Genomic DNA, 12,598 nt, shown 5'->3' with positions numbered 1-12,598 from the left:
GGATTTCTACAGAGCCAAAATAAACTTAAATTTTTACTCTAAATAAATTTAAAAAGATTTAAGTTAATTCTTAGAGTAAATTATATTATAAATTTTATATCCATCATGATCATAAATTTTATTAAAATTCACCTTATCCGAGTTCAAACCACTTAAATCATTTTTTGTAAATATATAACTAACATTAAGTTTTTCTAAATCATTAATATTTAAGGATAAAGCGAAAACATCAGCTTGTATTAAATTAAAACTTGTATTATCCTTTGTTAAAAATGTAGGAACATGAGCATATCTATTATAAATACTAAGATTGTTATTATTTGAATCTAAAGAAGACCATGCTTTTAAATTAGGATAAGTGTTTACTGAATTAAGTGTATGTGCTCCAACTGGAATTAATTCATCAATATATATACCATTTCCTTCTACAATCCAAGTAGCATTAGGATCATTTTGAACAATATGAGAAACCTCTTGAATAGGAGCTTGATTAAAATAAACATTTACTCCAGATTCAATTGGATTTACTAAAGCTCCTCCAGTAAATGAAATAATTAATATACAAACTAAAAATCCAGTTTGAGCTTTCTTATTTTCACCACTATTTAAAATAAAGAAAAATGAAAATCCAAATATAATCATTAATATCATTATCATAAACATATTATAATGAAAATTAGAAGCCCAAATTGAAATAAAAAGAATTATTCCAGCCATTAAAAATCCCAAAACAAAAGAGAACCTATTTTTAAATAAAGCATTAAACTTACTAAAAATTTTAGATTTAAAAATATTAAAGTTAATATGTTTTAATAAACCCATAGAACGTATAAGAATTAATAAATCAAGGAAAGAAAGAATTACTAATAAACGAAAATCAGTGGATTTCCCTAATAATGTGACCTTTCCAATAATTGCAGGCCATGAAAAAAGATAGTAAGATCCTAAAAAGACATAAATAACCATTAAACTATTTAAAATTATATCTTTTTGTTTTTGAACAAAAGTAACAATGATATAAAGAATAATACTTAATGGGAAGAATGAAATAATGAAAGAAAAATTATTAACTTGAACATTAAAACGTTGAGGAATAATAGAATAAAATAATGAACCCATATAATCAAACGCATATAAAAAGTTCCCTCCACCAACATAATTTCTTAAACCCGGATAAGAAGTATTTAAAAGGGAAATTATAGTTTGATGAGATTTTAAGAATATATAAAACATACTTAACCCTAAAATAGTGACAAATAATAAACTTAATATTAAATCTTTTTTAGAATATTTAAAAGATTTTTTATTAAGCAAAAATATTGCAATAGATAAAGTTAAGAAAATATAAGCTAAAGGTATCTCCCATGCAGGATAAACAGCTAATAAAAATGCTCCAATCGAAATTATTAAACCTAAAGTACATAACAAACGTTTTTTATAAGAAATAGTATTCATATAATAATTTATGAGAAGAATTGCTAATTGACCAAAAATTAGCATTTCAACTAAACCATTTACTGAAAACCACCATTGAACAAGTGGAGAAAATGTTAATAATAAAGCATAAGCTAAAGATAATGTTTTATTTTCTTTAGTTAAAAACATCCCCATTTCAAACGAAACTAAAAGTAATCCTAATAATCTACCTACCCAAAAGAAGGATAAACCTTTTCCAGGAGTTAAAAATAAATATCCCCAATGAAAAGGACGGAATAGGCCAACTAAATTCCAAACAGGTTGTCCATAAAGAAGAAACATATCTGTAGGCGTAGCTCTAAGAATAGATGAGAAATAAGAAAATCCATTATGATATTGAGAAAAAGCCATTACAGTATTTACATTAAACTCATCTGAACGAATCACACGTGAAATACCAAGTAATGAATTATGAGAATCCACATTGAATAAAGATAATTGTGCTATAGATGATCCATGAATCTCAAATATTACACAAATTAAGAATAAAACAAGGATTAAAGGATAACGAAATTTATATAAAAATTTAGAACATTTAACCCTTAAACTATCATAAGATAAAATATAAATTAAAGAGAATATTATTATAAACAACAAAATTAAATGTTTAAAAGAAAAATATAAAATAATTTTATTTAAAATAGAAACTAAACTTGTGGAATTAAATATGATAGGATTTTCAACAAAAATGATATATATCTCAGTTAAAATTGTTAAAATCAAAGAAAAAGTAAAAATTAAAGAATTTTTAAATAAATTATTTTTAAGATTATACATTTTATTTATACCTCATGAAAAAATTTTATTGTTAAAATATTTACCTTATTCCTTGTTATTTTTAATATATTTTAATAGTATTAAGTGATGTTCTAAATTCTGAGAATGCTGTTTATTTAGAACATGCAAAATCACACCTGTAAAAAATATAATTATCGCACAAACTAAAATAGTGCAAATTAGTAATAAAGTTGGAATTTTATCTACATACCCTGTTTTCAGAAAGTTCAAATATATGGGAAAGAAATATAAAAATGATATTGATAAAAGAACTAAAGTTATTGATGAAAAATAAAAAAAAGGTCTTTTATCACGTATTAATGCAAATATCATAGCAATTACTTTATAACCATCAGTATAAGTGTTAAGTTTAGATACACTACCTTCAATTCTATCTTTATAAGTAATAGGTATCTCTTCAATATTAAAATTATTATTTAAAGCAAAGATAGTCATTTCTGTTTCTATTTCAAATTCTTTAGATAAAATAGGAAATGATTTAACAAAATCATAACTAAAACCTCTCATCCCAGACATTATATCATTTAAATCACTTTTAAAAAAGAAATTTATAAAATTACGTACAGTTTTATTACCTATATTATGAAAAGGACGTTTATTTTCTTCAAAATAATTTGATGAAAGACGATCCCCAATAACCATATCTACTTTTTTATTTAGTATGAGTTTTTCTATTTCAGGAGCAACTTCTGCAGGGTAAGTATCATCTCCATCTACTAATATATAACAATCAGCATCAATATCTTTAAACATTGATCTAACAACATTACCTTTACCCTGTTTAAATTCATATTTTACAATGGCTCCTGCAGCTTTAGCTATTTCATCACTACCATCTGAGGAGTTATTATCATATACATAAATTACTGCATTAGGCATTTCATGTTTAAAATCTTTGATGACTTTTTCAATAGTAAGTGCTTCATTATAACATGGAATCAATATTGCTGTTTTCATAGTAAATTCTCGTTTATATAATTATCAAAAAATGTATAAATTAAGATTTATTTACTTGATATAATATAAATGTTTTTATTTAACTAATCAAAACTTAATTAATTATATTTTATTTTATTTTTAATGTTAATAAATTTTATTAAAATTTATATTTAATAATTAATTTATTTTCTATTATTATAAACAGTTTAATAAATATTAAGAAAATTTTTATAGATATATTGTTTAATTTATTAAGTGTACAATTAATTTTTACCATTTTTTTTTAATGTATAATAAGATATAATTTTCCACAAAAATTAAAAATGATTCAAAAAAAAACTTTTTTTGCATTAAAAAGATTGACTTATTAATTTCTAAATCAAAAATAAATAGATATGAAAACTTAAAAAATAGGACTCCTCTTATTTTGACAAAACTTTATTTCTTTTTTTATTATAAACATTCTGATAATATTGATAAAAAAAAATAAAATTAAATATAATAAAAATTAAAGAAATATATTAAATTAATAAAAAATAGGAAATATTTAAATTGCAAATAATTAACAAACTATTAAAAGAAAAAACAGATAATCTTCTTCTACAATTTTTTAGATATATTTTTGTAGGAGGAACCGCCTTTGTAATCGATTTTGGATTACTTTACGTATTCACAAGTTATTTAAATATTTATTATTTAATATCTGCCGTTTTATCATTTTTAATTTCTGTACTTGTTAATTATGTGATGAGCACTAAATGGGTATTTAATCAAGACAATATAAATAATAAATTGGTAGAATTTAATTTATTCATCTTAATAAGTACAATAGGTCTTGTTTTTACAGAAATAATACTTTATTTACTCACAGATATCTGTGGAATATATTATATGATTTCTAAGATTATAGCTTCAATATTGGTTCTATTTTGGAATTTTTCAGCAAGAAGAGTTATGTATTATGGTAAAAAATTATAAAAAAATTTAATTTTTCATTGCCAAATCCATAATACTGAATTGTTTTTTAGAATTGTTTTCCTCTTCAGAATTATTATTTAACATTTGCCCCATTGCACCTTTCATGAAATCTTTATTTATACATTTGGAAACTTCAGCAAATATCATACTATATGCTTCACATTGAGGATCAACTGCTTGTGGTGTTCCATTTGATACTAATGCATTATATGGACATCCCCCACGACAATATTTTATAAATTTACATTTTCCACAATTTTCATCAACATATTCTTCAAATTCCATTAACTTATTCCAAGCTTGTGATTGTTTTAAATCTTCCATACTTGGTTTATCAGCAACATTTCCCATTATGTACTCAGTCATTCCTACAAAACGATAACATGGGTATATGTTTCCTTCTGCACCTACTGCTAAAGTAGTACCCATACAATCATTAAATGTGCATAATGTTCCTCTTCTTCGCAATGTACTTTTAGTTATATGATCTAAATCCATTACAACAAATTTATCTAAATCATATAAATATTTATCTAACCAATCAACTAATATTTTCCCATGTTCTTTTTGAGGTAATGCCCATGGATCTGCATTTTCCCCTCTTAATGAGGGTAATGCTGCATGAATTTTAAGAACATAACCATTATCTTTGAAAAAATCATATATTTGATTACTGTAATCTTTAGAGTAACTTGTAAAAGTACATACAAAGTTAATATTTAAACCGTTCTCTTCTGCAAGATGTACTTTTTTCATTGTTTTGTCAAAGTATCCTTTTCCACGTTGATAATCGTTTATATCTTTTGGACCATCTATACTTGTACTAATGTTAATATTATATTTTGAGAATAATTTAGCCATTTCATCTGTTAATAACCATAAATTACTTTGTAAAGAAAATCCTTCTGTAATATGAGTTTCACTATCATTTAAAAGTGGTAATGCTTCCTCATAAAAGTCATAACCCGCTAATAATGGTTCTCCCCCATGGAATGTGAAATGAACATCATCATCTCTGAAATCTTTTAACCATTCATTAATCTGTTTTATCACACTTATACTCATTATTGGTGATTTATCTTCAGATCCCCAACAGTAACTACAGTTAGATGGACATTTTAATGTTGGTATAATCATTACATGAAATGTCATAATATTTTAAACCTTCAAATCTTAGAAAAAATGAAATAATAAAAATTTATATAAAATTAGAATAAACCGTTTTGGGTCAATTCTCTTAATACTTTTTCTTTTTCTTTAATTTCTTCAGGTTCTTCTTCAGAACCATCACTAAATACATGTCCACAATTTTCACATACTATTTCTTTTAATTCAGCATGTGCATGGTGGTTATCAATCATTCTTCTTTTAATTATTTTATCTGTAGAACCACATTCTGGACATTTTGCTAACATTTCTTCAAGCTTCATTATTTTTTTCTCCCTTAAATATTAAGTATATAATTTAATTAATTTAAAATTTTTTTTATAAAGTTTCTTCAAAATTATCACATAAATCAATGATTTGATTAATATTTTCTATTTCAGAAAGCCAATTTTTAGGAATATTATCATAACCATAATATATTCCAGATAAACCACCACAAACAGAGGCAGTTGTATCAGTATCATAACCTAAATTCACAGCTTTAAGTATAGAATCTTTATAATTATCTGTTTGAGCTAAACACCATATACTAGCTTCTAAAGTCGCAGTTACATAACCACTACTCTGTATTTTATCACAGGATAAATTATAAATTTCACCGTTAATAATTCTTTTAAAATAATGATTTAATTCATCAGAATACTCTTTTTTTGAATTATAATAATCTACAGCATCTTCCACCCCATTTTTTATTACTTCAATAAGAGGTAAACCTATATCATTATTTAATAATTTTAATGCAATATTTACATATATACCACAGGATATTTTACTTCTAATATGGTTATGAGTTAATGAAGATAAATTATGAATAATTTCCATTGCATCTTCTGTTTCCATAGATTTTCCATGTAAATAATAAGCAGCAGGTAATATTCTCATAAGGGAGCCATTACCATTATCTCTTTCACCATTACCTCCACAGAGTATTGGACTTTCACCTTCACCATATTTTATAATTGCATTTCTAGTACTTATACCCATATCAAATATTTCACCAGTTGCAGTATAATCAGAATCAATGAACCATGCATAAAATTTTTTCATTATATCTTCATAATCTAGGCCACAACTTGTTAAACTATCTATTGTTGCAAGTGTTAAACTAGAATCATCAGACCATGTACCAGCCGGTTGATTATGAGTACCATACCCATCCATATTTGTTACAGGATGATCCTCGAAATATTTTCTTGGTTTAAATTCATATGGAACCCCTAATGCATCCCCTACAACTAAACCTACTATACCATCTTTAACATTTTTCATAAAAATCAACAAAAAATTTTATTTTTTTAATGTTCTTTCAACTTTATCTTTACCAATTTTTAAGAGCACACCTACTCCATGAGTTACTGGATTTTTTGTTGAACTATTAACATCATATCTAACAGTTATAGGTACTTCACTAATCTTTAATCCATTATCAGATGCATCTGCTAACATTTCACTTTCAATACCAAATCCTGGATCATTGAATCTGAAACAAGGCAAAGCCTTATTACTGAATGCTCTGAATCCACTTTGTGAATCTGTTACATGAATTCCAGCTGAAATATTAGTTGCATGATCTAATACTTGTTGACCTACCCTACGATAAGCTGGAGTGTTTTCTTCATGTCCATTTAAATATCTACTACCATTAACTAAATCCACTCCATCTTCAATTACAGGTTTTATTAATTCTGGAATTTCATCTGGGTTGTGTTGACCATCAGCATCAATAGTGATTATAACATCATAGCTTAAATCGGAAACATAATCAAAACCTGATTTTAAGGCTATGCCTTTACCATAATTAACAGGATGAGTTAATACATGAGCTCCAGCTAATAATGCTGTTTGTTTTGTTTTATCTTCACTACCATCATCTATAACCAAAACATCATCAATATATTGAAGGGTTCTTAAAATTACTGAACCTATTGCAATTTCTTCATTAAATGCTGGAATAATTGCTATTGATTTAACCAAATTTACCAATTCTCCATTTGAAAATAATTATTTAATTAAAAAGATTTTATTCAATTCTATAATAATATTTCATCCAATCAACTGTTCTTTTAATACCTTCTTCGGGAGGTATTTGAGGATTATGTTTTAAATCACGAATTGCTTTGCTGAAATCAATAGTTTTAACTTTAGTAGTGAAAGCTTCAGGTTCGGTGTAAGTTATAAGAGAATCATCCACTCCACATGCATCTAAAACCATATCAGAGTATTGTTTAATATCTCTTTCCCATTCTTGTTTACTTCCCACATTATATACTTCTCCAGGAATAAAATTATCCACTATATTAGCAAAAGTATTTACAGTATCATCCACATAATCTATTATTCTTTTATGTCCCATATGTACACTGTAAGGTAAACCATGTAATGCTTTATAGATAAATATTGGAATAAATCCTTTATAAGGTGAATAAGCTTCATGAGGACCATAACAGTTTACTGGTCTTACTCTTACGGTTTCAGTGTTGAACATTGTTGCTGAATTCATTACCATTAATTCTCCAGCCCATTTACTGATTGCATAATCATTCATTTGGTAAGTATCTGCAATTGGATTATTGGTCATTACATCTTCAGTCATAATTCCATCATAATCTCCGTAAACTTCTGCTGAAGAGAAACTTATCATACGGAAACCTAATTTTTCTTGTAAACGGATCATATTTTTTAATCCCATTACATTTGTTTGCCAAAGGTTTTCATAGTATGCTTCACCATTCCATCTTCCATATTCTGCAGCTAAATGGTATACATAATCAAAATCATCATTATCATCGAATATACGTTCCATTTGACGATAACTTCTAACATCTCCACGTACATAATCTGAATATGAGTCACTGTATAAATCTGCTTCCCCTTCATGGTGTAATAAATCACATGCTAATACTTCATGTCCTCTACTTCGGAGTTCATTTACTAAATTAGTTCCTATAAATCCACTTCCACCAGTTACTAAAATTCTTTGAGTTTCCATTATTTAATTCCCCTAATTTTTTTATTAATTTAATTATTTTTTATAAATATTAGATATTTCACTGTTATCTCTAACGGTTTCTTCATATTTTGTTAAGTTTTCAGGTTTTTTATTACTTAAATAATCCCATAAACTTTGATATTGGTAATCTATGATTAAATCTTTTAATAAGTAATTTTCATCAATTAAATAATCAATGTTTTCACTTATTTCATCTATAATTTGGAATAATTCTTTAATATTTTTATCACATTTGGCTAATTTAAGGTTAAAATTTATATTATCTTGTCTTTGCTCATCTAATAAATTTTTTGTAACCTTTGTTCTATGTTTCATTTTATTGAAATCAATTCTAAATTTTACAACTTCTTTACTTTTTAATTTTAAATCCATTGCTTGATATTTTAGGAGTTCTTCTTGAACGCTATTTTTCTCTTCAACCAATTGGGACATTCTTTTTTGTATGTAAGAGTTTCTGTCTTTTACTTGCTGATATAATTGGTTTGTATTTTGAAGTTTCCGTTTTGTAATGTCCAATTCTTGTTTTAGTGAACTCATTGATTCATTAGCCATAATTATTACCATCAATCTTTATTTTTGAATAAGTCATTTTTTATATAATTGGTTAAATCGTCTTTTGCTTCTGGATCATCCATTGCAAATTTCAATGATGTTTCTAACCATTCTAAACGATTCCCGATATCATAAGATTTACCATCATAGACAGCACCATAAACTTTATTTAGTTTTGATAAAGCATCAGTTAATTGTATTTCACCGCCTTTACCAGGTTGAGTTTCTTCTATTGCCTCAAAAATATTTGAGGTTAATAAGTAACGACCCATTATAGCTAGATTACTTGGTGCTTCGTTGATTGATGGTTTTTCAACTAAATTATTAATTTCATATACATTATTTTCCACTTGGTTTCCATCTATAATACCATATCTTTCAATTTTATTTTGAGGCACTTTTTCAACGGATATTGCAGAAGAATTATATTTTCTATAAACATTTATTAATTGTTGTGTGCATGGAATTTTGCCTCTTGTAATAGTATCACCTAACATTACAGCAAAAGGTTCATCACCTATATGTTTTTCAGCACAGTAAATCGCATGACCTAATCCTTTTTGTTTTTTTTGTCTAACGTAATAAATATCTGCTAAGTCACTAATTGCTTTAATTTGTTCAAGATAATCTATTTTACCTCTTTCTCTTAAGTGATGTTCAAGTTCAAATGACCTATCAAAATGATCTTCTATAGTTCGTTTACCTTTACCTGTTACGATAATTATATCATCTATTCCAGATGCAACTGCTTCTTCTATAACATATTGTATTGTTGGTTTATCATAAACTGGTAACATTTCTTTAGGTTGAGCTTTAGTAGCTGGTAAAAATCTTGTTCCTAAACCTGCTGCTGGTATAACTGCTTTCAAATATATTACCTCCTGAATAAATTATTCTAATTATTTTTATTGGGAAAATTAATTATTTTTTTCAAATTAAAAGTTTTTTCCAAAATTAAACTATTTATTAAATATTATTAGTTTATAATTTAAGTTATTTTTATTTTTTAAAATATATAAAATTTGATAAATTAAATTGTGAAAAAATTAGATTAAGAAATATTTTTTAGAAAAACTAGAAATTTTTTTATTAAAAATAGATTTTTTTTGAGTTAAATTAAAAAAGTATGAGTGCGGGAGACGGGACTTGAACCCGCGAAGGGACTAACCCAATAGGCCCTCAACCTATCGCCTTTGACCACTCGACCACCCCCGCATTATTAAAAATAAATAATACAGTAATTAATTATTTACCTATTAAAGTATTTAAACTTAACCATTATATATTTAAAATTATTTTAAAATAATTTCAACATCCATAAGCTCTCCATTACTTAAATCATCAATAAGATCTGCATTTAAATCACAAGATGCTTTATTTGCATTAACCATTAAAGTTCTATTACAAGTATAATTACTTTTTCTACATACAATATCTGTAGGATGATTTAATGTAAGTTTTTCATCTCCATAACCTTGAATTTCATCAAAACCATGAATTGTTTTAAGTTTCATAATAATTTGAGTATTAGAATCTCTAATTTTTTCTTTAAAATCGTCTGGAAAATCTAGTAATGATTTATCCATTTTAACTCCTATAATACAATCAGCAGTTTTACCAATTTCTGAATCTTTTGTTATTTCAAAAGTAGATTTATGTTTACTAGTCACATTCTTATGGCCTTTTGTACGAATTTTAAAATTATAATCATTCATTAAGATCACAGCTTAAATTTGGGGCATTATGAAAATAAATTCAACACCATTATTTTCCACTATCTCATATTCTGCAGATAATTGACTGGATAAAGCATTCATTAGTTCTATACTAATATTTAAATCTTTATTAGATAAATTAAAACCTCTACCATTATCTTTAACTTTTAATATGATTTTATTATTATCATTCTGAAATAGATCTACATCAATTACTCCTTGAATATTTTTTTCTTTTAAATACTCGCCATTATTAAATCCACATATTATAGAATTATTTAATAGCTCATTAATTATTAAACCTAAAGGCACAGCATTATCTAAACAAATAAATTTATCTTCAACATTATTATTAATTGCCAAATTAGGAATATTACTGTAATGATTTTTAACTTCAACAATTAATAAGTCAATATAATCTTTAATATTTATTTCTGAAAATTGTCCTGACATGTAAAGGTTTTCATGAACTAATGAAATTGCTTTAATACGTGATTGACTATCATTCAATACATTTATCACATTTTCATCTTTAATTTGATACTTTTGTAAGTTAAGCAAACTTATAATTATTTGCATATTATTCTTAACACGATGATGAACCTCAGTTAACAATACATTTAATAATTTTAAGGAAGACCTGAGATTACTTTCATCTTTTTCAATATCTGTCATATTAACAATAACATTTATAGTACCATTGAAATTACCATCTTTTAAAATTGGTATTATATAACCACTTAAATATAAATCATTACCATCAATTGTAACCTTATGAGATTCAACAAATTCTGTTGTTAAATTTTTACAAGATTTTAAATATAAATGTTTTTTTATAAACAATTCAGGAGAAAAATTAATAAAGTTTTTACCTAATAAATTATCTTTATCTAATTTTAATATTTCAAATAATTTAGAATTTGCATAAGTCATAATATGATTTGAATCAGTCACTAAAACCATATCATTTGTATAATCTATTAATCTTTCAAAAAATTTTTCCCTTTTATCAGATTTCATCTTTAAAATTAATCTATTAATATCCTTTTTATTGATGCTAATTACAAATAAGAAAATTAATAAATAGAATACAAATAGTAAAATAGAAGCTATTAATCCTTCAAATGGAATCTCATTAAGTATCATATAATTGGTATGGTTAACAATAGGGTAAATAAATAGTAATATTGAAAACATTATTATAGAAAATATGCTTAAAAAGTATCTTCCAAAACGACTGCTCAAGTTATTTAAACAAAATATTCTCATTAAACCTTCATCTGGATGTATTAATAAAAAAGCAAAACCTAACATAAAGTAGGTTACTAAAGCACGTAAAGCATAATAATGGTTATCCATACCTGGTTGTGAGTAAAAGAAAAATCCAATAATCCCGATTACAAGCACTATAAATGATAAGACTTGTGATCCCTTAAAATATTTCTGTTTAAATGTTAAATATAATAAAATCAATAAGGAAAATAAACATAAGCCATAAATTATATTAGAAATTCTAAGAATAAAACTTGGATTAATTAAAATGATATATGCAAAAAATATTATAAATAAAAGCATAGTTAAGAAAAATAATCCTTTAATTAACATTCCATATTTTTCCCTAAATTTTGAAATGGATAAAAATGCAGTTACAGAAAAACAAAGAAAAAAGGAACTTTCTATCATAAACCGATGAAAAAAATTAATATCTGTTATAAAATATGAGTTAAAAACCATGCCCACTACAATTATTAAAATAATTAGTGAAAATAATAGTTTACTTAATTTTTTTAAATTATTAACATAAACTTGATCAACTAACCCTGTCAAATATTTTTCATATTCCTCATCTTTAGTATATTTAAACAACTTGTTTATCTCCAATTTATTAGGAAAAAATTTTGTAATATAATATTAATTTTTATCTTTGAATATTATTTATATTTAACTAAGACAAAACCATTAA

General features: G+C 25.1%; 12 protein-coding genes and 1 tRNA gene. 1 reads left to right on the top strand and 12 read right to left on the bottom strand.

What is annotated here, in order from left to right:
• Positions 1 to 63 precede the first annotated feature (63 nt).
• Positions 64 to 2,070, bottom strand: coding sequence for a DUF7657 domain-containing protein (locus tag BP997_RS01475; RefSeq protein WP_413825952.1), 2,007 nt, complete (start codon positions 2,068 to 2,070; stop codon positions 64 to 66).
• A gap of 228 nt (positions 2,071 to 2,298) precedes the next feature.
• Entirely contained in the window at positions 2,299 to 3,231 is a 933-nt protein-coding gene (locus BP997_RS01470) for a glycosyltransferase family 2 protein (RefSeq protein ID WP_413825954.1), read from the bottom strand.
• Between the two features lie 534 nt (positions 3,232 to 3,765).
• On the opposite strand from BP997_RS01470, the gene BP997_RS01465 reads away from it, so the two are divergent.
• Positions 3,766 to 4,191 (top strand): GtrA family protein, encoded by a 426-nt coding sequence (locus tag BP997_RS01465; RefSeq protein ID WP_413825957.1) that lies wholly within the window; start codon positions 3,766 to 3,768, stop codon positions 4,189 to 4,191.
• 6 nt (positions 4,192 to 4,197) lie between these two features.
• Here the strand turns inward: BP997_RS01465 and BP997_RS01460 are convergent, their stop codons facing one another.
• The 10 genes from BP997_RS01460 to BP997_RS01415 form a co-directional block, all read right to left on the bottom strand.
• Entirely contained in the window at positions 4,198 to 5,343 is a 1,146-nt protein-coding gene (locus BP997_RS01460) for a TIGR04083 family peptide-modifying radical SAM enzyme (RefSeq protein ID WP_413825960.1), read from the bottom strand.
• Between the two features lie 56 nt (positions 5,344 to 5,399).
• On the bottom strand, positions 5,400 to 5,621 hold the full coding sequence (locus tag BP997_RS01455) for a TIGR04165 family Cys-rich peptide (RefSeq protein WP_409197684.1): 222 nt from the start codon (positions 5,619 to 5,621) through the stop codon (positions 5,400 to 5,402).
• 55 nt (positions 5,622 to 5,676) lie between these two features.
• The gene (locus tag BP997_RS01450; RefSeq protein WP_413828703.1) at positions 5,677 to 6,627 is read right to left on the bottom strand and encodes an ADP-ribosylglycohydrolase family protein; all 951 of its coding nucleotides are present in this window, start codon (positions 6,625 to 6,627) and stop codon (positions 5,677 to 5,679) included.
• Between the two features lie 18 nt (positions 6,628 to 6,645).
• Complete coding sequence (locus tag BP997_RS01445) at positions 6,646 to 7,332, bottom strand: glycosyltransferase family 2 protein (RefSeq protein WP_413828701.1); 687 nt, start codon at positions 7,330 to 7,332, stop codon at positions 6,646 to 6,648.
• 46 nt (positions 7,333 to 7,378) lie between these two features.
• Complete coding sequence (locus tag BP997_RS01440) at positions 7,379 to 8,347, bottom strand: NAD-dependent epimerase/dehydratase family protein (protein ID WP_413825967.1); 969 nt, start codon at positions 8,345 to 8,347, stop codon at positions 7,379 to 7,381.
• Positions 8,348 to 8,380: 33 nt separating this feature from the next.
• A complete protein-coding gene (locus BP997_RS01435) occupies positions 8,381 to 8,920 on the bottom strand; it encodes a hypothetical protein (RefSeq protein WP_413828699.1) in 540 nt (179 codons plus the stop codon).
• 11 nt (positions 8,921 to 8,931) lie between these two features.
• A complete protein-coding gene (galU, locus tag BP997_RS01430) occupies positions 8,932 to 9,789 on the bottom strand; it encodes a UTP--glucose-1-phosphate uridylyltransferase GalU (protein ID WP_413828697.1) in 858 nt (285 codons plus the stop codon).
• 262 nt (positions 9,790 to 10,051) lie between these two features.
• Positions 10,052 to 10,135: transfer RNA gene (locus BP997_RS01425), tRNA-Leu, on the bottom strand.
• Positions 10,136 to 10,212: 77 nt separating this feature from the next.
• Positions 10,213 to 10,635, bottom strand: coding sequence for a DUF371 domain-containing protein (locus BP997_RS01420; RefSeq protein WP_409197690.1), 423 nt, complete (start codon positions 10,633 to 10,635; stop codon positions 10,213 to 10,215).
• A 12-nt stretch (positions 10,636 to 10,647) separates the two neighbouring features.
• Positions 10,648 to 12,240: a sensor histidine kinase gene (locus BP997_RS01415; protein ID WP_413828695.1), complete on the bottom strand. Its 1,593-nt coding sequence runs from the start codon at positions 12,238 to 12,240 to the stop codon at positions 10,648 to 10,650.
• Positions 12,241 to 12,598 lie beyond the last annotated feature (358 nt).

It is taken from the genome of Methanobrevibacter sp. UBA412 (assembly GCA_002495685.1).
Classification (GTDB): domain Archaea; phylum Methanobacteriota; class Methanobacteria; order Methanobacteriales; family Methanobacteriaceae; genus Methanobrevibacter_A; species Methanobrevibacter_A acididurans.
The sequence above is the reverse complement of the archived record's forward strand: the minus strand, read 5'-3'. Positions and strand labels throughout refer to the sequence as shown.